This is a genomic window from Microbacterium aurantiacum, assembly GCF_021654035.1.
Taxonomy (GTDB): Bacteria; Actinomycetota; Actinomycetes; order Actinomycetales; family Microbacteriaceae; genus Microbacterium; species Microbacterium aurantiacum.
Genome location: NZ_JAJPDW010000001.1, coordinates 371639 through 394321, shown reverse-complemented (window position 1 = coordinate 394321; position 22683 = coordinate 371639). Strand labels below are relative to the sequence as shown.

Sequence of the window (22683 nt, the reverse complement as noted above, 5' to 3'; positions counted from 1 at the left end):
GGGCCCGGTCAACGCGACGAGACCGTGCCGAACAGCCGGGCGATCGGGGCGAGCACCATCGGGCGGGCGGCGACCCAGGCGGCGGCGATCACCGCCATCGACAGCGTGAACAGCCAGAACCCGGTCCAGTTCGTCGCGTACGCGTCGGGATCGACCGACCCCTGCGCGGCGTACATGTGGTTCAGGTTCCGCAGCGCCCCCGTGGCGAAGACGAGCGCGACGTGGATGACGATGAACACGACGAAGTACAGCATCACCGGGAAGTGGAGCTTGCGCGCCCACTCGACCGGGTACGCCTTGTTCAGACGCGGGGCGTTCTTCGGCCACCACATGCTCATCCGGATGCCGGTGATGATCGCGAGCGGCGCGGCGATGAACACCGTCGAGAAGTAGGCGAGCTGCTGCAGGCTGTTGTAGTTCACCCATCCGTTCTCGGTCGGCCAGTCGAGCGAGACGTACTGGAGCCCGGCCGAGAGGAGGTTGGGGAACACCTCCCAGCTCGTCGGCACGATCCGCATCCATTGGCCGGTCGCGAACAGCAGCACCACGAAGACGATCCCGTTGACCACCCACAGCACGTCGAGGCTCTGGTGGAACCAGATGTTCAGACTCGTCTTGCGCTTCTTCGCGCCGCGCGGCGACCAGAAGGCGTCGGGCCGCTTCTCGGTGCGCACGCGAAGGCCCGTGCGGATGATGAGCACCATCAGGAAGACGTTGAAGAAGTGCTGCCACGCCAGCCACGCGGGGATGCCGACCGGAGCACCCTCGGGAAGGTGGTACTCGCCGGGATAGCGGATGAGGAACTCCTGCACCGGCGCCGTGCTCACCAGCCACCGCACGGCGACGACGAGCATGCCCGCGGCGTAGATCAGGCCCGCGCCGCCGATGACAACCGCCGCGAGCCACTGCAGAGCGGTGAACGGGCCGAAGCGGCGGGGTTCGGGGCGAGGGGTGGGGCGCGCGGTGGCCGATGCTCCCGCCCAGACCGTCGGGGTGAAGGGCAGCGGAACCGACAGGTCGCGCGCCGGGGCGGCGCCGTCGAGTGGCGCGTGTGACCGCGTCGCGGCATCCGATGCGGCCTCACCCGCCACCTCGGGCGCGGCGGCCGTGGGCTCGGCGGTCTCAGGCCCGGCGGGTGCGGGCGCGGGGGTCTCGGGTGCGGCGGCGCGGGACGCGGACGCCGGGGGCCACGGCTCGCCACCCGGAACGCGCGGGAGCCCACGGCGGAGCCCGGTATCCGTCGTCGGGGCGATGGACTCCGCTTCGGGTGTCGCTTGTGGCCCCGTCACGGGCTCCGAGGGGGCAGCAACTGTCACCTGAGACGCAATAGCGGGCGCGGGCGCCTTCGCGGGCGTCGGAGCAGCGGATGCAGGGGGCCACGGCTCCCCATCCGGAACTCGTGGCAGACCCCGTCGCAGCGGGTGTTCGGGTGTCGCTCGTGGCCCTGTCACGGGCGCCGAGGGGGCCGTAACCGCCACCTCAGCGAGCACGGGTGCGACGTCGGCGTCGGCGGGCGGCGCGGGCGCTCCATCCGGTGCCGGCGCAGGCGGCGCGGCGGATGCCGGGGGCCACGGATCCCCGCCGACCACGCGCGGCAGTCCCCGCCGCAGGCGTCGGGTCGTCGTCATCCTCAGCCCTTCTTCGCCTGCAGCGCCGTGATCAGCCGCGGCACGACCTCGAAGAGGTCTCCGACGACGCCGAAGTCCGCGATCTCGAAGATCGGCGCATCCGCGTCCTTGTTGATCGCCACGATGGTCTTCGCCGTCTGCATGCCCGCCTTGTGCTGGATCGCTCCCGATATGCCGAGAGCGACATAGAGCTGCGGTGAGACCGAGACGCCCGTCTGCCCGACCTGGTAGGTGGCAGGCACGTACCCGGCGTCGACCGCGGCGCGCGACGCACCGACCGCCGCGCCGAGGCTGTCGGCGAGCTCTTCGACGAGCGCGAACTTCTCGGCCGATCCGAGGCCGCGCCCACCCGAGACCACGCGCGGCGCGCCGCGCAGCTCCGGGCGCGCGGACGTCGCGACGGCGGCGTCGACGGACTCCACGACCGCGGCCCGGCGACCCGAGGCGCGGACCTCCAGCGCGTGCACGGCCGGCTCCGCGACCGCTTCCGCCCGCGCATCGACGGCGCCGATCCGCACGGTGATGACGGGCGCACCCCACGTCACCGCGGCGTCGACGAGGTACTCGCCGCCGTACACCGAGTGGTGGGCGAGGATGCCCTCCTCGTCACGCGACACACCGACCGCGTCCACGCACAGGCCCAAGCCGGTCCGGGCGGCGAACCGCGCCGCGACCTCCCGCCCTTCGACCGAATGCGCCGCGAGGACCGCGGCGGGCCGCACGAGGTCGGATGCGGCGGCGAGCGCATCGGTCGCCGCCACCCCGAGCCCGTCGCGCGGGGCGGCGACGAGCACGATCCCGGCACCGAGGGCCGCGGCATCCGTCGCTCGCGCGGCATCACCGATGACGAGCGCGACGGGGGTCCCGATCGACGCCGCGGCGCCGATCAGCCCCGCGCCGGAGGATGCCGGCGCGCCGTCGGGCGCGGTGTCGAGGAGGACGAGGATCGCGTCGTCCGGAAAGGTCATGTCCGCCATGTCACACCAGCCGATTCTGTGCGAGGAAGTCTGCGAGCTGCTCCGCCGCCGTGCCGTCGTCGACGATCTTCACGCCGGCCTCGCGCGGAGGCTTTTCGGCGAGTCCGATGACGATGGACCGCGCGTGCTCGTGCGAGTGCGGGTCGACGCCGAGGTCGGCGCACGACAGGGTCTCGAACGGCTTCTTCTTCGCCGCCATGATCCCCTTGAAGTTCGGGAAGCGGGCGTCCGGCAGCGCCTCGGTGATCGAGATGACCGCCGGCAGCGGCGCCGTGACGCGCATCGTCGCGCCGTCGGACGAACGGATGCCGCGCACCGCGCCGCCTTCCCCGCTCTCCGTGATCTCGACCTCGGTCAGCGACGTCGCCGCGGGCACGTCCAGGAGCTCGGCGATCATCGCGGGGAGCACACCGCCGGCGCCGTCGGTGGAGAGGTTGCCGGCCACGACGAGGTCGAAACCCGTGCGCCGAAGGGCGGCGGCGAGGACCTCGGCGGTGAGGCCCAGATCGGCCCCGAGGAGGCCCTCGTCGACGATCTGCACCGCGGAGGCGGCGCCCATCGCGAGGCCCTTCCGCACGGTCGTCGTCGCGGAGTCCGGGGCCATCGACATCACGACGACCTCGGTGCCCTCGTGGGCGTCGGCGTACGACAGCGCGACCTCGAGGGCCCGCTCGCCGATCTCGTCGAGCACGGCGTCGCTCGATGCGCGGTCGGCGAGCCCCGTCCGGAGATCGAGGCGGCGCTGCCCCCAGGTATCCGGAACCTCTTTGACCAGGACGACGATCTTCATGATGCTCCGCTCCTTCGTGCCCTCGAGTCTAGGACGCCCCGGGGGCTAGCGTGGTGGGTGAGACGGGAGGTGCGCATGCCCAGGAACGGACCGCTTCCGGTCGATCCGATCGCGGAGGCCAAGCGGCAGTGGGTGGACCACGGCTGGACGGATGCCGCTGCCGGCATGTCCGCGGTGACCTCCGTCATCCGTGCGCAGCAGCTGATGTTCGCGCGCATCGACCAGACACTGAAGCCCTTCGGCCTCTCCTTCGCGCGGTACGAGATGCTGCGGCTGCTCGGCTTCACCCGCGAGGGACGGATGCCGATGTCGAGCGCCATCGCGCGCCTGCAGGTGCATCCGACGAGCGTCAGCAGCACGGTGGACCGGCTGGTGCGCGACGGCCTGCTGGTGCGGGAGCAGCACCCGACCGATCGCCGGGCCGCGATGCTCGTGCTCACCGCATCCGGACGGACGGTCGTCGAGGACGCGACCGCGGCGCTGAACGCGGAGGTCTTCTCGCAGCCGGGGCTGGACGAGCAGGACGTGACCGATCTCGTCCGCATCATCGCGCGGCTGCGGCGTTCCGCGGGGGACTTCACCGATCCGCGCCCGCTGCCGGACCCCCTCTGACCCGTCTCGACCCAGACGCCCCTCACCGGTGCCGGAACTCCGCGGCGCGCTTCTCCCGGAAGGCGGCCATGCCCTCCTTCTGGTCCTCCGTGTCGAAGAGACTCGCGAAGACGTGGCGCTCGAGACGGAGCCCCTCGGCGAGGGTCGTCTCCTGCGCGGCGTCCAGCACCGCGGTGGCGGCGTAGATCGACGGGAGCGACTTCGCGGCGATCTGCTCCGCGACCGCGCCCGCCTCGGCCAGCAGGTCGCCAGCCGGGACGACGCGCGAGACGAGGCCCGAGCGCTCGGCCTCGGCGGCATCCATCGTCCGACCGGTGAGGATGAGGTCGGCGGCCTTGTACGGTCCGACTGCTCTCACGAGCCGCTGAGATCCGCCCATCCCGGGGATGACGCCGAGGTTCACCTCCGGCTGCCCGAACCGCGCGGTGTCGGCGGCGAGGATGATGTCGCACATCATCGCCAGCTCGCACCCGCCTCCGAGGGCGTACCCGGCGACGGCGGCGATGACGGGGGTCCGCAGCGCCGCGAACCGCGCCCAGCCGCCGAAGTGGTCCTCCATGACCATGTCGAGGCCGGTCTTGTCCTCCATCTCCTTGATGTCGGCACCGGCGGCGAAGGCCCGATCCGATCCGGTCACGACGATCGCCCCGATCCCGGGATCGGCGTCGAACCGCGTCGCGACGTCGACGACTTCGTGCATGAGGCGGCCGTTCAGGGCGTTCAGCGCCTCGGGACGGTTCAGCGTGATCCACCCCACGCGTCCGCGCGTGTCGACCAGGATCGTGTCGTACTCGGTCATCGGGGTGCTCCTCGTGCGTCGTCGGGCGATTCGGTTCCGCGGCTGTGCGCGCGGATGGTCTCGATGATGCCCGAGAAGTCCCGTCCGGCACCCTCCCCCTCCGCGAAGCGGCGGTACATCTCGTGGGCGGCGGATCCGAGGCGCGCCGAGACACCGGCGTCGGCGATCGCCCGGGCTGCGAGCGTGAGGTCCTTGTCCATGAGGGCGCCCGTGAACCCGGGGGCGAAGTCGCGGTTCGCGGGGCTCGACGGCACCGGGCCGGGCACCGGACAGTTCACCGTCAGGGCCCAGCACTGCCCGCTCGCGTGCGCGGCGACGTCGTACAGTTCCGCGTGACCGAGCCCGAGGCTCTCGCCGAGGACGAACGCCTCCGCGACGGCGATCTGCGACACCGCCAGGATCATGTTGTTGCAGATCTTCGCCGCCTGTCCGAGGCCGGGTCCGCCGCAGTGGACGACGCGTCGCCCCATGGTCTCCAGGAGCGCGCGGACCTCGTCGAGATCGGATGCCGCGCCCCCGACCATGAAGGTCAGGGTGCCCGCCTCGGCCCCCACCACTCCGCCGGACACCGGGGCGTCCAGCGCGCGGTGACCGGCGGATCCGGCGACGCTGTGCGCGCTCCGGGCGTCGTCGACGGCGATGGTGGAGCAGTCCACGAACAGCGTTCCCGGCGCCGCGACGTCGCAGAGACCCGGTTCACCTCCCGCGCCGGTGTACGCCGCGAGCACCTGCGCGCCGTTCTGGAACATCGTTACGACGACCTCCGCCTCCGCGCGACGAACGGCGTCCGGGGCGGAGCCCGCGACCTCCAGGCCCGTCTCCCGCGCGGCCCCCCGTGCCCGATCCGCCACGTCGAAACCGACCACCCGGTGTCCGGCGCGGTGGAGGTTCACCGCCATCGGGAGTCCCATGTGGCCGAGGCCGAGGAAGGCGACGCGCATGTCAGGCCCCGAGGAGGTGCCGGCCGATGACGACGCGCATGATCTCGTTCGTGCCCTCGAGGATCTGGTGGACCCGGAGGTCGCGCACCACCTTCTCGATGCCGTACTCGTGCAGGTAGCCGTACCCGCCGTGGAGCTGGAGGGCGTCGTTGGCGACGCGGAACCCGACGTCGGTGGCGAAGCGTTTGGCCATGGCGCACTGCATCCCGGCATCCGGTTCGCGGGCATCCAGCGCCGCCGCCGCATCCCGGACGAGAGCACGGGCGGCGCGGAGTTCGGTGGCCAGGTCGGCGAGGGTGAAGACGACCGACTGCTTCTCGGCGAGGGGCTCACCGAACGTGAATCGCTCGTGGACGTACCGCGTCGCGCGATCCAGCGCCCACTGCGCCCCGCCGAGCGAGCACGCCGCGATGTTCAGCCGCCCGCCGTCGAGCGCCGACATCGCCATCGCGAAGCCGCGCCCCTCGGTGCCGAGGAGCGCATCGGCCCCCACGCGCACCTCGTCGAGGATGACCTGCCGGGTGGGCTGCGCCTTCCACCCCATCTTCTTCTCGTTCGGTCCGAACAACAGCCCCTCGGCGTCGCCCGGGACGAGGAACGCGGAGATGCCGCGGGCACCCGGTTCGCCGGTGCGCGCCATGACCACGTAGACGGATGCCTCCCCCGCGCCGGAGATGAACTGCTTGACGCCCGTGAGCACGTAGTGCGCGCCGTCGCGGATCGCGCTGGTGGTGATGGCGGCAGCATCCGATCCCGCACCGGGCTCGGTGAGGCAGTAGCTGCCGAAGCCGCGCATCGCGGTGAGCTCGGGCAGGAACCGGCGGCGCTGCGCCTCGCTGCCGTACGTGTCGATCATCCAGGCGACCATGTTGTGGATCGTCACGAAGGCGGCGATCGAGGGGTCGCCCTGGGCTAGCTCCTCGAAGATCGCGATCGCATCGCGGCGGCCGAGGCCGGTGCCGCCGACATCGTCGCGGACGTAGATCCCGCCGAGTCCGAGCTCGCCGGCCCGCTCGAGCGTCTCGCGCGGGAAGTGCCCGGCGAGATCCCACTCCAGCGCGTGCGGGGCGAGCTCTGCGGCGGCGAAGTTCCGTACCGCCTCCAGGACCGCGGCGCGGTCTTCGGCGGACAGCGCGGGGGCGGATTCGGTCGCGCTGGATGCGGCGGCGACGGACATCTCCATGGTCATGATGCTGCTTCCTTGTGGGACGACATTGTCACTGTGGAGATTTTACATGGATGCCCTACTTTTCGGCAGGGCATCCATGCAGCCGAGAACACCTCGGCCCCCTCACCGCGATGGTGAGGGGGCCGAGGTGTTTCCGGCGGAGCGCGTCAGCGCGCGATGACCGGCAGCGGAACCACCATGCGCGAGTCCTCGTAACCCGACGCGCCCGCGAAAGACACCCGCAGCAGATGCAGACCGCGCGACAGCGGCGGGAGCGTCACGCGGAAGCGGCCGTTGGTGTCGGCCGTCACCGTGACGGTCGCCACGGTCTTCCCCGCGTCGGTGATCGTCACCGTGCCGACGGGCGCGGTCCGGTCGCGGGCGAAGACCGCACCGCTGACCGAGACAGCCTTGCCGGCGGGAACGACGAACCGGTCCGGCACCGCCACGACGGTCGTGGCGACCGGCACGATCTCCGCCTCGGTGAGCACCGCGACCGAGCGCGCGGGCACCGTGACCGTTCCCGTGGCGGCATCCCACGTCGTGGTCTTCACCACCGGGTCGGCGCCGTTCGCGAGCGCCGGAGTCAGAGCGAAATCCCGACCGGCGAGCGCGTCGACGGTCTGGGTGACCGGCTCCGGCGAGGCGTTGAAGACCACCAGCGCACCGGCGAGCTCGTCGTCGACCCCCGCGCCGATCCGGTCGTCGATCACCATCGTGATCACGCCGGGTGCGGCATCCGCTCCCCCACCGGGGAACGAGACCTTCTCGGTGATGAGATCCGCCGACCCGAGACGCAGGAGTCCGACCTCCGACCGGACCCGCAGGAGGTCCAGCGCCGCCGACTCCGCCGCGGCGATGTCGGATGCCGCGGGCTTCAGTGCCGGGTTCGCCAGGAGCGGCGCCATCAGCGGCCACTTCTCCTCGTTGTCGGCGCGAGGGGGCAGACCCGACCCGAAGGTCGACTCGGTCCCGGTCCAGTCGATCCGGTTGAACCAGTCGCCGGAGTTGTAGCTGTTGCGATCGAGCGACTTCGAGCGCAGCAGCTCCGTGCCGGCGTGCCAGAACGCGGGCGTCTGCGCCAGAGCGACGGTCGCGAGCGAGACGGTGTTCATCCGCACCCGGTCGGCCATCGAGGTCTCCACCGGCAGCTTCAGCACCGACAGGTCGTAGAGCGTCTCGTTGTCGTGCGCGTCGACGTAGGTGATCACTTCGTCGGGCTGGTCGGCGTAGCCGGCGGCCGAGCCGTTGTAGTCGACCTCGTCGCCCCGCTTCACGGACCCGTCGGATGCCGTGAACGTGAAGTCGCGGAGGTTCCCGGCGAGCCCGAGCTTGACGAGGTCGGTCTGCTGACCGAGCGTGCGGTCGGCCGGGTCGACGGGCGACCCGTTGGGATCCGTACCGAGGCCGGTGCCGAAGCCCTGGTCGAGCGTCGACGAGCCGTCGACCGGGCTGCCGCCGTGCACACCGTCGCGGAGACGGTCGTTGAACGTGCCGATGCCGGTGCCGCCGAGCTGCCCCTGCGTGGCCTGCTCGAACAGGGCGTTGTCCGCCACCTCGCCGAAGTTCCAGCCCTCGCCGTAGAGGTAGACGCTCTTCCCGTCGACGCCGTCCTTCTTCAGCGTCAACTCGTCCAGCGCGGCCCGCACGGCGAGCATGTTGTCGCGCGAGTGGTGCCCCATGAGGTCGAAGCGGAACCCGTCGACCTTGTAGTCGCGCGCCCACATGACGACCGCGTCCACCATGAGCTTCTCGGCGACCTCGTGCTCGGTGGCGACGTTCTCGCAGCAGGTCGAGGTCTCCACGCCGCCCGCCGCGTTCAGGCGGTGGTAGTAGCCGGGGACGACGCGGTCGAGGACCGAGCGCTCGCCCTGACCCGACTGGGCGGTGTGGTTGTAGACCTGGTCGAGCACGACCTGCAGACCCGTGGCATGCAGGGCCCCGACCATGTCGCGGAACTCCGCCACGCGCGCCCCTCCCTCGGGATCGGTCGCGTACGACCCCTCCGGTGCGAAGAAGTGGAACGGGTCGTAGCCCCAGTTGAAGCCGTCGGCGTCGCGGACGGCGTCGATGCAGGCCTGCTGCTGGTCGGAGTCCGGCGCGAACGACGCGAGGTCGCAGTCGGGCACGGCCTGCGCGGCACGGTCCTCCTCGATCGTGGCGATGTCGAACGAGGGCAGGAGGTGCACGGTGTTGATCCCGGCATCCGCCAGCTCGGCGAGCTGTGTCATACCGGCGCTCCCGGCCCGCGTGAACGCCCGGTACGTGCCGCGCTCGTCCTCGGGGACGGTGGTGTCGGTGATCGAGAAGTCGCGGATGTGCAGCTCGTAGATCGCGCGGTCCACGGGGCGGTCGATCTTCGGCGCCGCTGTCTTCTCCCACGCCTTCGGGCGGAAGGCCTTGTCGGCGAGGTCGATCGCGACCGAGCGCTCGGAGTTCGTCGTGAGGGCCACCGAGGAGGGGTCCGTCACGAGGTTCGTCTCGATCGCCCCCGTCGTCGGGGCATAGACCACGACCTCCCACAGGTACTCGTCGCCGCGCAGCTTCGCTCCGCCCTCTACGGTCCAGGATCCGGATGCCGCATCCCGGCGCGCCTCGTGCCGGACGGGGTCGCCGGTGGCTCCGGCCTCCCACGTCAGGAGGGTCGCGGACTGCGCGGTCGGCGCCCAGAGGCGGAAGGTCGGCTTCTTGCCCGAGAACGTCACCCCGAGCGGCAGGTCGCGCACCGCGTCGGCGTAGAGGTCATCGAGGACGCCGGGGATCTGGATGCCGGTGAACGCCGACACCGCACCGTTCGACGTCCGCTGGGCGAGGGCGAGCTGCCCCGTCAGGAGCTCGGCCACCGCGTCACGGTCGACATCGTCCACGCGCAGCGCGGTGTACGCGGCGAGCGCCGGGAACCGGGAGCGCTGCTCCTCGGTGAGGCCGCCGTCGATCACCGAGAGCGCGAGGGGGTCGCCCCCGCGGATCTCGGCGCCGTCGAGGGAGAGACCGGCAGCCGCCGATCCGTAGAGCTCCCACACCGCCCCCGCGGCCGAAGACCCGAGGTCGCTCGGCACGGCGATCGTCGCCTGGTCGATCCAGTGGGCGCGGAGCTCGCCGAGCCCGTCGACCGCGCTCTCGGTGGAGCGGACGGTGAGGCGGTGCGAGGCGATGTCGTAGCGGAACGTGGTGACCTCCCCCTCGGTGGCGCGGAAGGTGATGTTCGACCCGCCGGGGGCGCCGTCCGCGCCGTAGTTCTCGTCCCAGCCGCGGTCGTGGGCGACCTTGACCTCGTACGAGCCGGTCGGCAGATCGTCGGTGGTGAACTGGAAGACGCCGTCACCGTCGCGGTCGAACATCATGCTCGCGAGGCACGCCGGCGACCAGTCGGCCGCGCAGCCCAGCTCGCTCTGGAACGATCCCGGGAGGGTGATGACGGGGCCGTCCGCGGTGGAGGTGACGTTCTTGGTCCGCGGGTCGAAGAAGAACTCGATCGGTCCGCCCGCGTGGGCGAGGGTGATGTTCGGGCCGTTGAGGGCGCCGCCGGCGCCGTAGTTCTCATCCCAGCTCTTCTCGGTGGCGATCTTGTACTCGTAGTCGCCGGCCGCCAGGTCGTCGAGGCGCAACGTCCAGATGCCGTCGACCTGGGTCATCTGCACCGCGTCGCAGCCCGGCTGCCAGTCGTCCGGGCATCCGGCCTCGCGGTTGAGGCTTCCGGGCACGCTGACCGCGCCGTAAACGGTCGGCTCCTGCGGCTCGACCTCGCCGGGCCCCTCGGGCTCCTCCTCGACGACGCCGAGGTCGACGCGGTTGCCGACCGAGGCGTAGGTCGAGGCGGCCGAGCGTGCGCCCGCGGCATCCGTCGACACCGCGCGGTACTCGACGAGCGTTCCGGGGGCGAGGTCGTCGACGTCGTGGAAGACCCGCGGGTCGACGTCCTCGGCCACGCCGAGCGACTGCCAGTCGTCGCCGCCGACGACGCGCCACGCGAACGCGGTCTGACGCCATGCGTCGTCCGCCGTCGCGGCGATCGGGGCGCTTCCGGTGACACCCGCCCCCGCGGTGGGCACCGATACCGTCAGCGGCGCGGCTTCCGCCGGCGCCGATACGGTGCGGTCGGCCCGCCAGACCACGGCGGACAGCGGCGGCACGGTCACCGACACCTCGGCGGCGGCATCCGTGACGAGCGTCTCGGCGTCGCCGTAGACCGGCGCGTAGGATGCGTCCGCGGTCAGGGTCGAGAGGGCGACGGATGCCTCGGTGGTGGCGTTGTTGACCGCGACGAGGTACTCGACACGGTCGGTCGGATCGACGCGGGAGAACGCGTAGATGCCGGCGGCGTCGTCGGCGTGGCGCTCGATCTGCGCCCCGGTGGTGAGCGTCGGGTGCTCCGCCCGCAGCTGCGAGAGCGCGGCGATGTCGGTGTACAGCGGAGCGTCGGTGTCGTAGCGGTCCTGCGCGCCGACGGTCTCGCCCGTCACGAGCGGCTGCTCGATGTACTCGGCGACCTGGCTGGCGAACAGCGACTGCCGTGCGGCGCGGTCGCCGCCGTTGCCGGCGAAGCCCTGCTCGTCGCCGTAGTAGATCACCGGCTGGCCGCGCGTGAGGAACATCAGCTCATGCGCGAGCCGGTCGCGCTGCAGGACGTCGCCCTTGCCGGCGAGGAAGTGTCCGATGCGGCCCATGTCGTGGTTGCCGAGGAAGGTCGGCAGTGCCGTCGCCGAGGAGTCCGGCGTCGTGTAGCGGTCGTCACCCGCGAAGAGCGTCGACAGCACCGTGGGCTTGCCGCCGCCGGCGAACGAGGAGGCCGCGCCCTGGAAGGCGAAATCGAGGACGGAGTTCATGTCGGTGCCGCGGACGTAGGGCGCGAGCTTGGCAGGGTCTCCGTCGTACACCTCGCCGAACATGAAGAAGTCGGGCTTGCCCTGCGCGCGGGCGTAGTCGAGGACCTCCGTGGTCCAGGTCTCCCAGAACTCGGTGTTGACGTGCTTGACGGTGTCGATGCGGAAACCGTCGATGCCGAGGTCGATCCAGTCCTGGTAGACCTCGACGAAGCCGTTCACCACGGTGGGGTGCTCGGTCATGAGGTCGTCGAGACCGACGAAGTCGCCATACGTGACCGACTCCCCCGCCCACGTCGAGTCACCGCGGTTGTGGTACAGCGTCGGGTCGTTGAGCCACGCCGGGACCTTGACCTCCGCCTCCTCCGGCGCGATGACGGGGGTGTACGGGAACGAGGTCGCGGGGTCGAGCGCGGGGAAGGAGTCGGTGCCCGCGTACGTCGCCGGGTCGAAGTCGTTGCCCGCGGCATCCCGGTACGGACGCGTCGCCTGGTCGACGTACGAGTACCGGCCCTCGGCGTAGGTAATGACGTCGGCGGTGTGGTTGGTGATGATGTCGAAGTAGACCTTGATGTCGCGCGCGTGGGCGTCCTCGATGAAGGCCGCGAGCTCCTCGTTGGTGCCGAGGTGCGGGTCGATGCGCGTGAAGTCCGTGATCCAGTAGCCGTGGTAGCCGGCCGAGGCGTCGGCCCCGACGCCCTGGACGGGCTTGTTCATGAAGCTCGGGGTCAGCCAGATCGCACTCGTGCCGAGCCCCTCGATGTAGTCGAGGTTCTGGCGGAGACCGGCGATGTCACCGCCGTGATAGAAGCCGGAGTTCGTCGGGTCGAGCCCGGTGGCGAGGCGATCGCCCTCGAGCCCGCCGGTGTCGTTGGACGGGTCGCCGTTGGCGAACCGGTCGGTCATGACGAAGTAGAACTGCTCCTCCGCGCCTGGCTGGCGGACCGGCTCGGCCACCAGCGCGTCGTCGGCGTCGGTGTACTCGCCGTCCAGGGCGAGCGCCTCGACGCCGACCCGCTGAAGGTTCGCGTCGAAGACGAACCGGAGCTGGGCGGGGCCCGCGACCGTCAAGGGGATGTTCGCGTCGGTGCCGTCGAGCCCGTACGCCTCGTCCCAGGCGTCGTCGAACGCGACCTTGTACTCCCACGTACCGGCCGGGACCTCGAACTCTGCGGCGTACCGGCCGTCGTCGCCGGTCGGGGCGAGCTCGGTGGCGTCGCACTCGGGCTGCCAGTCGGCGCTGCAGCCGAGCTCGCTCTGCAGCGACCCGACGAGGGCGACTGTGCGGTCCGCGGCAGCGGCCGCGGGGGCGGCGAGCGCGGGGACGGCGAGGGACGAAACCCCCGCGGTCAGGACGAGCGCGGCAGTCGCGAGGGAGGCGAGTGCGCGGCGCGCGCGCGAGGGGGTCGTCATCGACACGAAGGACTCCTGGGGAGTGGTGGGAGCGGAACCGGCGGCACGGCGTCGTACCTCCGGCTGGGAGCGACCGTATCCCGGCGTCGCACGTGAATGCAAGCGCTTACATCATGAGAAGCCTCTCATCCTGCGGTGTTCTCGCTCACATGCTCGTTCCCGTCCGCCACCCCGCAAACGCTTGCACGCGTGGATCGCCGCGGCGGGGCGGCGGGCCGGCGGGCCGAACTCCTCTGATCCGGCCTCGTCGGGCCGGGTTCGGGCCTCCCCGGCGCCGCAGGCCGGCGTTTTTGAGGAGTTCGGCCCGGGCATGGTGCCAGGCCCGGTCTCGAGGTGGGGCGGGACGCGGCGCGGGCCGAACTCCTCAAGGCCGGCCCTGTCCGGCCGGATTCGGCCTTGTTCGGCCGGGAACGCGGCGTTTTTGAGGAGTTCGGCACGGGGCCGGGCAGGATGGGGGGATGAGCGAGACCGACCGACCCCGCGCCGTCGTCGCCGGAGCGAGCGGCTTCATCGGCCGGGCCCTCGTGGCGCACCTGCAGGACGCGGGCTACGCCGTGCAGACGATCGGCCGCTCCGGGCCCGTGACGTGGGCGGATCCGGCGGCGGTCGCCCGCGCGGTCGACGGCGCCGAGGTCCTCGTCAACCTCGCCGGGAAGTCGGTGAACTGCCGGTACACCGACCCGAACCGGGACGAGATCCTCCGCTCGAGGGTCGAGACGACCAGCGCGCTCCACGACGCGGTGATCGCGGCATCCGATCCTCCGCGGGTGTGGCTGAACGCCTCCACCGGCACGATCTACCGGCACGCGATGGACCGCCCGCAGACCGAGGAGGACGGAGAGCTCGGCACCGGATTCTCGGTGGATGTCGGTCGGGAATGGGAGCGGGCGTTCTTCGCCGACGACCTGCCGGCGACCCGGCGGGTCGCCCTTCGGATGGCGATCGTCCTCGGCGACGGCCCGGCGACCGCGCTGCTCCTGCGCCTCGCGCGCCTCGGTGTCGGCGGTCCGCAGATCGACGGCTGGTGGTTCCCGCACCGACGGTACCGCGGCATCGGCGAATCCCCCTCCGGCGGCTCCGGATTCACGTGGCGCCGCACCCGCGGGCGCCAGCGGTTCAGCTGGATCCACCTCGACGACGTCCTCGGCGCGATCGACCTCCTCATCGACCGCGACGACATCGCCGGGCCCGTGAACCTCACGAGCCCCCGCCCGAGCGACAACCGCACCCTCATGCGCGAGCTCCGCCGGGCCGTCGGGATGCCGATCGGGATCCCCGCCTGCCGGTTCATGCTCGAACCGGCGATGTGGGTGCTGCGCACAGAGCCCGAGCTCGTCCTCAAGAGCCGCTGGACGCTCCCGGGGGTACTCGAGCGCGCGGGCTACCGGTTCCGGCATCCGCATCTCCGCGCGGCGATCGCCGACGTCGCGCAGACCGGCAGCACCACCCGGGGCGACGTCGTCACCTGACGGCCCCCGCTCGTTCATCCGCTCGACACCCCTGCCCCGTAGGACGGGACGGCGCCTCATCGCGCCCTTCCCGACGCACGAACGAGCAGAGGATCTTTCCCGAGATGAAGACACCGAGACGGGCCGGAGCGCTCGCCGCGGCCACCGCCGTCACCGCCACACTGGCCCTCGCCCCCGCGGGGGTCGCCACCGCCGGGATCGTCGCCGATCCCATCACGTACAGCGCCGACGACGCCGCGCTGACCCTCACCCCCGTCGGCTCGTACGAGAGCGGCGTGTTCGACGCCTCGGCCGCCGAGATCGTCAAGGCCTACGGCGATCGCCTGTTCGTCGTCAACGCCCAGGCCGGCGCGGTCGACGTGCTCGACTACGCCGACCCGACCGCACCCGCCAAGGTGCACACCCTGACCTCCGCCGGCGTCGCCAACTCGATCGCCATCCGCGAGGACGGCCTCGGCGTCGTCGCGTTCGAGGCGCCCACGAAGACGGATGCCGGAACCCTGGTGTTCTTCGACGCGAACGCCGCCACCCCGAGCGTCCTCGGAACGGTCACGGTCGGGGCGCTTCCCGACATGGTCGCGATCTCGGCCGACGGCGCGTACGCCGTCGTCGCGAACGAGGGCGAGCCGGCCGACGACTTCTCCGCCGACCCCGAGGGCTCGGTCGGCATCGTCGCTCTACCCGGCACCGTGGCCGCTCCCGCGCAGGAGGCTGTCCGCACCGCCACCTTCCACGCATTCGAGGAGGGTGGGTCCAAGCCCCTCCCCGAGGACGTCCGCGTCTTCGGTCCCGCCCCCGAGGCGGACTTCCCGGTCTCGCGCAACCTCGAGCCGGAGTACGTCACCATCTCCGGCACGACCGCGTACGTCGCCCTGCAGGAGGCCAATGCCGTCGCGGTGGTCGACATCGCCGCCGCCGAGGTCACCGACATCCTGCCCCTCGGGTTCCAGGACCACGGTGTCGTCCCGCTCGACCCGAGCGACCGCGACCCCCGCGATGCGCCGACCTACAACCCGCGTACCTTCGCGGGCCTGAAGGGCATCTACATGCCCGACGGTATGGAGTCTTACCAGGCCGGCGGTCAGACCTACCTCGTCACCGCGAACGAAGGCGACGCCCGCGAGTGGGGAGACTACGTCGAGCCGGTCCGCGCGAAGGACCTCGCCGCCGACGGCCTGGGCCCGGTCTGCGCCGACAGCCCCCTCGCCGGCCTTCTCGGCGACGCCGATCTCGGACGCCTCAATGTCACCCGGGAGAACGGCTTCGACGAGGCCGCGGGCTGCTACGACGAGCTGTACGCGTTCGGATCACGCTCGTTCTCGATCTGGTCGACCGACGGCACGCAGGTGTTCGACTCGGGTGACGACTTCGAGGAGATCACCCACGCCGCCGCGCCCGACTTCTTCAACTCCAACCACTCGGAGTCGAACCTCGACGGCCGCAGCGACGACAAGGGTCCCGAGCCGGAGAACCTCGCCATCGGCGAGGTCGACGGGCGCACCTACGCCTTCATCGGCTTCGAGCGCGTGGGCGGTATCGCCGTGTACGACATCACCGACCCCGCGGCATCCGTCTTCGTCACCTACATCAACAACCGCGACTTCTCGGCCTCGGTGGAGGACGGCGGGGCACTGGCGGATGCCGGTGACCTCGGCGCCGAGGGCGTGGAGTTCATCCCCGCCGACGCGTCGCCCACGGGTGAGCCGATGATCGCCGTGGCCAACGAGGTCTCGGGGACGGTCACCCTCTTCGCCATCGGAGCGGAGTCGTCGACCACCGACATCCAGGTGCTGACGATCAACGACTTCCACGGTCGCATCGAGCAGAACCTCGGCAACGGCGAGGCGGGCGCGGCGGTCATCGCCGGCGCGATCGACGCGTTCGAGGCGGAGAACCCGAACACGCTGTTCGTCTCCTCCGGCGACAACATCGGCGCCTCGACCTTCACGTCGTTCATCCAGCAGGACGACCCGACGATCGACGCGCTCGTTGCGGCAGGGCTCGACCTCGGCGCCGTGGGCAACCACGAGTTCGACCGCGGTTTCGCCGACCTCACCGACCGCGTCCTGCCGCGCTACGGCGACGACGTCTTCGGTCTGGGTGCGAACGTGTACGAGGCCGGCACCACCACCCCGGCGCTGCCGGAGTACACGGTGCGTGAGGTCGACGGCGTGCGCGTGGCCTTCATCGGCACCGTCACCCCCGACACCGCGACGATGGTGAGCCCCACCGGGGTCGCCGACATCGAGTTCGGCGACCAGCTCGAGGCCGCGAACCGTGTGGCGGCCGAGCTCACCTCCGCCGATGCGGTCGATGTCATCATCCTGCTCACCCACGACGGCGCCCCGACCTCGGACTGCGCGACGCTGGCGCAGGGCGACTCGGACTACGCCGCGCTCGTGAACGGCGCCTCCGCCGAGATCGACGCGATCGTCTCGGGCCACACGCACCAGACGTACGCGTGCGAGGTGCCCGTGAACGGCGTCGCTGGCACGGAGCGCGCGGTCATCCAGGCGAACCAGTACGGCACGACCCTCGGCAAGCTCGACATCTCGGTGGATGCCGAGACGAAGGAGCTCGTCTCGGTGTCGGGTTCGACCGTTCCGCTCGTCGTCGACGAGGTCGCGGCATTCCCCGCCGACCCGGCGGTGGCCGCGATCGTCGCCGACGCGGTCGAGGTCGCTGAGGTCGAGGGCTCGGTCGAGGTCGGTGCGATCAGCGCCGATGTCCTGCGCGGTGGCACGCCTCCGGGAGACGACCGCGGCGTGGAGTCGACGCTCGGCAACCTGGTGGCCGACATGTACCTGTGGGCGACGTCCAACGACGCGTACGCGGGGACGCCCGCCCAGATCGGCCTGATGAACCCCGGCGGTCTTCGTGCCGACCTGCTCTTCGGGGCCGACGGCACCCAGACCTACCGCGACGTGGCGAACGTGCAGCCCTTCGCCAACACGCTGGTCACCGTCACCCTCACCGGAGCGCAGCTGAAGGCCGTGCTCGAGGAGCAGTGGCAGCCGGCGGGGTCGTCGCGTCCGAAGCTCCACCTCGGCGTCTCGGAGGGCTTCTCGTACGAGTACGACCCTGCGGCGGCATCCGGCGAGCGCGTCCTGTCGATGACGCTCGACGGGGCGGAGATCGCGGCGACCGACGAGGTCACCGTCGTCACCAACTCGTTCCTCGCGGCCGGCGGTGACAACTTCTTCACCTTCGCCGAGGGCACCGACCGCACCGACACGGGGCAGGTCGACCTGGTCGCGACGGTGGAGTACTTCGAGGCCTTCGACGTCGTCGACCCGGCACCGCTCGGCCGTGCGGTCGTCGCGGATGCCGTCACCCCGACGCCGACCCCGACGCCGACCGATCCGGGCACGACCCCGGGCGGCACCGGCTCCGGCTCCGGCTCGGGCTCGGGCGGCGACCTCGCCGTCACCGGTGTGGAGCTGCCGTGGGGCATCGCCCTCGCCGCCGCCGTCATGGCGACCCTCGGTGGCCTGCTCGTCGTGACGCGCCGGAGCGTGCGTCCGGGAGCCTGACCCGCCTCCGACGTCGACGCCCCGGGATCGCTTGCGCGGTCTCGGGGCGTCGCGTTCGTCAGAGCCGTTCGATGATCGTGGCGTTGGCGAGCCCGCCGCCCTCGCACATCGTCTGCAGACCGTAGCGTCCGCCGGTGGCCTCGAGGTACGCGAGCATCGTGCCGAAGAGCCGGGTACCGGAGGCGCCGACCGCGTGACCGAGGGCGATGGCGCCGCCCCACGGATTCAGGCGCGCGGGATCGGCGTCGAGCTCGCGCTGCCATGCGAGCGGCACGGAGGCGAACGCTTCGTTGACCTCGTACACGTCGATGTCCGACAGCGTCAGGCCGGAGCGCTCGAGGATGCGGCGGGTCGCCGGGATCGGCCCCGTGAGCATCATCAGGGGATCGTCGCCGACGACGGCGAAGGAGTGGAAACGGGCCCGCGGGGTGAGACCGAGGGTGAGCGCGCGCTCCTCGGACATCAGCAGGACCGCGGATGCGGCATCCGTCAGCGGCGAGGAGTTCCCCGCCGTGACGTGCCAGCCGATCTCGGGGAAGCGCGCGGCCATCTCGTCCGTGCGGAATGCCGCGGGGAGGCCGGCGAGGGTGGCGGCGGTCGTCCCGGGCCGCACCGTCTCGTCACCGTCGATGACGCCGCGGTCCGTGGCGACGGGGAGCACCTCGCCGTCGAAGCGCCAGGCCGCCCACGCGCGCGCGGCCCGTGCATGCGACTGCGCGGCATAGCCGTCGAGCTCGTCGCGCCCCAACCCCCAGCGCGCCGCGATGAGCTCGGCGGCGACGCCCTGATTCACCAGACCCTCCGGATAGCGGCGTCGGATGCCCTCCGGCGGCGTCGCCCCCGCGGTCGACGACCCGAGCGGCACGCGGCTCATCGACTCGACCCCGCCGGCGATGACGACGTCGTAGGCGCCCGCGATGATGCCCTGCGCAGCGAAGTGCACCGCCTGCTGACTCGATCCGCACTGCCGGTCGATCGTCGCCGCGGGCACGCGCTCATCGAACCCCGCGGCGAGCACCGCCTGCCGCGCGACGTTCATCGACTGGTCGCCGACCTGGCTGACGCATCCGAGAAGCACGTCCTCGGCCTCGTCGGAGGCGATGCCGTTCCGCTCGAGCAGCCCCGACAGGACCCCCGCGGCGAGATCGACGGGGTGCACCCCGTGCAGCGACCCGGAGGGCTTGCCCCGGCCGGCGGGGGTGCGGACGGCGTCGACGATGACAGCGGTGCGGAGCATGCCCCCATCGTCGCTGAGCGGCGCGCGGACGTCCAGGCGCTCTGACAGACGGGCCGAGCTCGGCCAGGATGGACCGCATGAGCGCACGCGACCTGGTCCTCGCCGTCGATGTCGGGGGCACGAAGCTCGAGACGGCGATGGTCGACGACGCGGCGGGCCTCGACACCGCCGGCGCCGGCGCGGGATGGACCGCCGAGGGGCTCGGCTCGGGGCAGCACACCGTCGCGTGGGCGCGCCGACAGGGCTGGACCGGAGACACCGGCGAAGACCTCGCCGCGGATGCCGCCGCCGGTGACGCGATCGCCCGCCGCGCCGTCGAACGGTCGGCGCGGGTCGTCGGCATCGCGGTGACGAACGTCGCGATGCTCCTCGACATCGACCTCGCGGTCGTCGGCGGCGGGTTCGCGCGCGTCAGCGCCGACTACACCGAACTCGTCGAGCGCTCCGCCCACGCGCACGCCGTGAACGCGTACGGCCGACGCGTGCGCGTCGTCCCCGCCGCCGCCGGAGCGGATGCCCCGCTCATCGGCGCCGCAGCCCTGCACTGGCGCGCCGACCTCCTCCGCTGAGCCCCCGCGCGGGCACCCCCACGCGCCGCCTCAGACGCGCGTGGCCCGGGTGACGGCGACATGCGCGTCGCACATCATCGCCAGGACGACGCACACCTCTTCGTTCATCGCACGCGCCAAACGACGGGCCATCGCATGGAACGGTCGATCCCGCGTCATCGGAGCGACCGGCCCCAGCATGATCGACTGCTGCTGCGCTGCGGCATAGGCCTCGGCGAGGGCTCTTGTGAGCTTCTCGCGAGCCCTCGTCAATTGCGCGTCGATGCGCGCGAATTCCCTTCGAACCGCGACCCGCTCTTCGAACCAGTCCTCGATCTCCTCCCGCAGGTCGTCATCCAGGTCGAACTGATCGACGTCGTCCTCGTTTTCGTACACGAGCCCTTCTCCTCTCATCGGCATGAGGAGAAAATAGAACAAAGCTACGACATCGGCGTGGCTGAGCGAACCGCTTATGCGGTCAAAGAGTCGATCCGTATGCGCTCGACGCTGCGGCGCCCGGGAGCACCGCGCGGGCACCGCTCAGCCGGCGGCCTCCTCGGGGCGCTCGGCGACCTCAACGTCCGCGGCATCCGGGACGTAGCCCTCGACGTGCCGCTCGGCGGGACCGACGTACTCCGACAGCGGGCGGATGAGGGCATTCGCCCCGAACTGCTCCATGACGTGAGCGGTCCACCCGGTCACGCGCGCGGCGACGAACAGCGGCGTGAAGGTGAGGGTGTCGAAGCCCATCAGCGCGTAGGCCGGGCCCGAGGGGTAGTCGAGGTTGGGGTAGATCCCCTTCCGCGCGACGAACTCGGACTCGAGGGCGTCGTAGAGCTCGGCCACATCGGGCCGCTCGTAGTGCTCGATGAGGGTGTCCAGCGCCGCCTTCATCGTCGGCACGCGCGAGTCGCCCCGTTTGTAGACGCGGTGCCCGAAGCCCATGATCTTGCGCTTGTTCTCGAGGGCGTCATCGAGCCAGGGCGAGACGTTCGCGGCCTCTCCGATCTCGTCGAAGACGTGCAGCACGGCCTCGTTGGCCCCACCGTGAAGCGGTCCCTTCAGAGCGCCGACGGCACCGACGACCGCGGAGTAGAGGTCGCTGAGCGTGGAGGCGATGACCCGCGCGGTGAAGGTCGAGGCGTTGAAGGAGTGCTCGGCGTAGAGGATCATCGACCGGTTGAACGCGTCGACGACGAGGTCGTCCGCCTCTTCACCGAACGTCATCCAGAGGAAGTTCGCCGCGTAGTCGAGGTCATCGCGCGGAGCGACCATCTCCTGTCCTCGCCGGCGACGCTGCCCGTACGCGACGATCGCCGGGAGGGCGGCGAACAGGCGGATGCTCCGCCGGAGGTTGTCCTCCGCGCTGCCGCTCGCCGCCAGCACCGACCCCGAGCCGGCGAGGTCCTGCGCGCCGAGGAGGCTGACCGCGGTCCGCACCTCGTCCATCGGATGCGCGTCGAGCGGCACCAGGTCGATCACGGCACGCACCTCGTCGGCGAGCGCCCGGTGCTCCCGCTCGGTCGCACGCAGGTCGGCAAGGGCCACGGCATCCGGGAGCTCCCCCGTCCACAGCAGGTGCGCGACCGCCTCGAACGGCTGCGTGGCCGCGAGCTCCTGCACGGGATACCCGCGGTACAGCAGCGAATTGGTCTCGGGGTTGACCTTCGAGATCGCGGTGACGTCGGCGACGACGCCCGCGAGCCCCTTCTTGATGTCGGTGGTGTCGGTCATCGTCTCTCCTCGCGGGTGCGGGTCTGTCGTGGTCAGCGCTCGACCTGGAACGTGAAGACGTCCTGGTCGAACCGGGTGTACTGCTCGTAGTCGACCAGGTCGTACAGGTCGGCGCGGTGCTGCATCTCGCCGAGGCGCGACGTGAGGTGCCCCTCGTCGGTCAGGGTCTCGAGGGCGCGGGAGGCAGCCCCCATCGCCATCCGCAGGAGCGACACCGGCCAGATGACGATGTTCACTCCGACATCGCGCAGCTGGTCGACGGTGAAGAGTTCGCTCTTGCCGAACTCCGTCATGTTCGCCAGGATCGGCACGTCCACGGCGGCGCGGACGGCGGCGAACTCCTCGAGGGTGCGCATGGCCTCGGGGAAGATCGCGTCGGCTCCGGCATCTACCAGCGCCTTGGCCCGGTCGATGGCGGCATCCACCCCGTCGATCGCGCGCACATCGGTGCGCGCCATGACGAGGAAGTTCTCATCGCGGCGGGCGTCGGCGGCGGCGCGGATGCGGCGGACCGCGGTGTCGAGATCGACGACGGACTTGCCGTCGAGGTGACCGCAGCGCTTGGGGTTCACCTGGTCTTCGATGTGCATGCCGGCGAGCCCGGCATCCTCCAGGGTCTGGATGGTGCGCGCCACGTTCATCGGCTCGCCGAAGCCGGTGTCGGCGTCGATGAGGGCCGGAAGGTCGGCCATCCGTGCGATCTGCTGCCCGCGCCCGGCAACCTCGGTGAGGGTCGTGAGCCCGATGTCGGGAAGCCCCAGGTCGGCGGACAGCACGGCGCCGGAGATATACACGCCCTCGAAGCCGTGGCGCTGGATGAGCTTCGCGCTCAGCGGGTTGAACGCGCCGGGGAAGCGGAGCAGCTCGCCCGAGGCGAGCCGCTCCCGCAGGACCCGCCGCTTCTCGGCGGCGCTCGTCGTCGCGTACAGCATCAGCGGCCGCCCTCGAGTGAAGAACGCGTGCCGAACCGCATGTCCGTGCCCCCGGCGGCGCCGTAGCCCCGCGGATGTC

At 71.4% G+C, this 22683-nt stretch carries 15 protein-coding genes; 4 read left to right on the top strand and 11 right to left on the bottom strand.

Features of this window, described 5'->3' with window-relative positions; genetic code table 11:
- Positions 1-8 precede the first annotated feature (8 nt).
- The 3 genes from LTL01_RS01925 to LTL01_RS01915 all read right to left on the bottom strand — a co-directional run bounded on the left by LTL01_RS01925 (position 9) and on the right by LTL01_RS01915 (position 3395).
- Positions 9-1289, bottom strand: coding sequence for a cytochrome b/b6 domain-containing protein (locus tag LTL01_RS01925; RefSeq protein WP_236967180.1), 1281 nt, complete (start codon positions 1287-1289; stop codon positions 9-11).
- Positions 1290-1630: 341 nt separating this feature from the next.
- Positions 1631-2596 carry an electron transfer flavoprotein subunit alpha/FixB family protein gene (locus LTL01_RS01920; RefSeq protein WP_236967715.1) on the bottom strand — a complete coding sequence of 322 codons (966 nt, stop codon included), beginning with the start codon at positions 2594-2596 and terminating at the stop codon, positions 1631-1633.
- Between the two features lie 10 nt (positions 2597-2606).
- The gene (locus LTL01_RS01915) at positions 2607-3395 is read right to left on the bottom strand and encodes an electron transfer flavoprotein subunit beta/FixA family protein (protein ID WP_053547035.1); all 789 of its coding nucleotides are present in this window, start codon (positions 3393-3395) and stop codon (positions 2607-2609) included.
- A gap of 75 nt (positions 3396-3470) precedes the next feature.
- Between LTL01_RS01915 and LTL01_RS01910 the strand changes: the two genes are divergently transcribed.
- Positions 3471-4007, top strand: a complete 537-nt coding sequence (locus LTL01_RS01910; RefSeq protein ID WP_236967179.1) for a MarR family winged helix-turn-helix transcriptional regulator — start codon at positions 3471-3473, stop codon at positions 4005-4007.
- A gap of 22 nt (positions 4008-4029) precedes the next feature.
- Here LTL01_RS01910 and LTL01_RS01905 read toward each other — a convergent pair whose 3' ends face one another.
- From LTL01_RS01905 to pulA, 4 genes are all read right to left on the bottom strand, one after another.
- Positions 4030-4806: an enoyl-CoA hydratase gene (locus LTL01_RS01905; RefSeq protein ID WP_236967178.1), complete on the bottom strand. Its 777-nt coding sequence runs from the start codon at positions 4804-4806 to the stop codon at positions 4030-4032.
- Entirely contained in the window at positions 4803-5747 is a 945-nt protein-coding gene (gene mmsB, locus LTL01_RS01900; RefSeq protein ID WP_236967177.1) for a 3-hydroxyisobutyrate dehydrogenase, read from the bottom strand. The genes LTL01_RS01905 and mmsB overlap by 4 nt, the downstream gene beginning before the upstream one ends.
- Before the next feature lies 1 nt (position 5748).
- Positions 5749-6930, bottom strand: a complete 1182-nt coding sequence (locus LTL01_RS01895; protein ID WP_236967714.1) for an acyl-CoA dehydrogenase family protein — start codon at positions 6928-6930, stop codon at positions 5749-5751.
- A gap of 152 nt (positions 6931-7082) precedes the next feature.
- Positions 7083-13151 (bottom strand): pullulanase-type alpha-1,6-glucosidase, encoded by a 6069-nt coding sequence (gene pulA, locus LTL01_RS01890; RefSeq protein WP_236967713.1) that lies wholly within the window; start codon positions 13149-13151, stop codon positions 7083-7085.
- Between the two features lie 458 nt (positions 13152-13609).
- Between pulA and LTL01_RS01885 the strand changes: the two genes are divergently transcribed.
- Positions 13610-14620, top strand: a complete 1011-nt coding sequence (locus LTL01_RS01885; protein ID WP_236967176.1) for an epimerase — start codon at positions 13610-13612, stop codon at positions 14618-14620.
- A 104-nt stretch (positions 14621-14724) separates the two neighbouring features.
- Positions 14725-18153 (top strand): choice-of-anchor I family protein, encoded by a 3429-nt coding sequence (locus tag LTL01_RS01880; protein WP_236967175.1) that lies wholly within the window; start codon positions 14725-14727, stop codon positions 18151-18153.
- 58 nt (positions 18154-18211) lie between these two features.
- On the opposite strand, the gene LTL01_RS01875 is transcribed toward LTL01_RS01880, so the two are convergent.
- Positions 18212-19390, bottom strand: a complete 1179-nt coding sequence (locus tag LTL01_RS01875; protein WP_236967174.1) for a thiolase family protein — start codon at positions 19388-19390, stop codon at positions 18212-18214.
- 77 nt (positions 19391-19467) lie between these two features.
- On the opposite strand from LTL01_RS01875, the gene LTL01_RS01870 reads away from it, so the two are divergent.
- Entirely contained in the window at positions 19468-19959 is a 492-nt protein-coding gene (locus tag LTL01_RS01870; protein WP_236967173.1) for an ROK family protein, read from the top strand.
- Positions 19960-19989: 30 nt separating this feature from the next.
- Here the strand turns inward: LTL01_RS01870 and LTL01_RS01865 are convergent, their stop codons facing one another.
- From LTL01_RS01865 to prpB, 3 genes are all read right to left on the bottom strand, one after another.
- Complete coding sequence (locus tag LTL01_RS01865) at positions 19990-20358, bottom strand: hypothetical protein (RefSeq protein ID WP_156305137.1); 369 nt, start codon at positions 20356-20358, stop codon at positions 19990-19992.
- Positions 20359-20478: 120 nt separating this feature from the next.
- Positions 20479-21672 (bottom strand): bifunctional 2-methylcitrate synthase/citrate synthase, encoded by a 1194-nt coding sequence (locus LTL01_RS01860; protein ID WP_053547025.1) that lies wholly within the window; start codon positions 21670-21672, stop codon positions 20479-20481.
- Between the two features lie 32 nt (positions 21673-21704).
- Positions 21705-22604, bottom strand: coding sequence for a methylisocitrate lyase (gene prpB / locus LTL01_RS01855; protein ID WP_236967172.1), 900 nt, complete (start codon positions 22602-22604; stop codon positions 21705-21707).
- Between the last annotated feature and the right edge of the window lie 79 nt (positions 22605-22683).

Bases quoted from the DNA above. Each gene is read 5' to 3' on its own strand.
- LTL01_RS01910 (WP_236967179.1), top strand. From the start codon at position 3,471: ATGCCCAGGAACGGACCGCTTCCGGTCGATCCGATCGCGGAGGCCAAG.
- LTL01_RS01870 (WP_236967173.1), top strand. From the start codon at position 19,468: ATGAGCGCACGCGACCTGGTCCTCGCCGTCGATGTCGGGGGCACGAAG.
- LTL01_RS01860 (WP_053547025.1), bottom strand. From the start codon at position 21,672: ATGACCGACACCACCGACATCAAGAAGGGGCTCGCGGGCGTCGTCGCC.
- LTL01_RS01920 (WP_236967715.1), bottom strand. From the start codon at position 2,596: ATGACCTTTCCGGACGACGCGATCCTCGTCCTCCTCGACACCGCGCCC.
- LTL01_RS01915 (WP_053547035.1), bottom strand. From the start codon at position 3,395: ATGAAGATCGTCGTCCTGGTCAAAGAGGTTCCGGATACCTGGGGGCAG.
- LTL01_RS01905 (WP_236967178.1), bottom strand. From the start codon at position 4,806: ATGACCGAGTACGACACGATCCTGGTCGACACGCGCGGACGCGTGGGG.
- LTL01_RS01880 (WP_236967175.1), top strand. From the start codon at position 14,725: ATGAAGACACCGAGACGGGCCGGAGCGCTCGCCGCGGCCACCGCCGTC.
- mmsB (WP_236967177.1), bottom strand. From the start codon at position 5,747: ATGCGCGTCGCCTTCCTCGGCCTCGGCCACATGGGACTCCCGATGGCG.
- LTL01_RS01875 (WP_236967174.1), bottom strand. From the start codon at position 19,390: ATGCTCCGCACCGCTGTCATCGTCGACGCCGTCCGCACCCCCGCCGGC.
- prpB (WP_236967172.1), bottom strand. From the start codon at position 22,604: ATGCTGTACGCGACGACGAGCGCCGCCGAGAAGCGGCGGGTCCTGCGG.
- pulA (WP_236967713.1), bottom strand. From the start codon at position 13,151: ATGACGACCCCCTCGCGCGCGCGCCGCGCACTCGCCTCCCTCGCGACT.
- LTL01_RS01865 (WP_156305137.1), bottom strand. From the start codon at position 20,358: ATGCCGATGAGAGGAGAAGGGCTCGTGTACGAAAACGAGGACGACGTC.
- LTL01_RS01885 (WP_236967176.1), top strand. From the start codon at position 13,610: ATGAGCGAGACCGACCGACCCCGCGCCGTCGTCGCCGGAGCGAGCGGC.
- LTL01_RS01895 (WP_236967714.1), bottom strand. From the start codon at position 6,930: ATGGAGATGTCCGTCGCCGCCGCATCCAGCGCGACCGAATCCGCCCCC.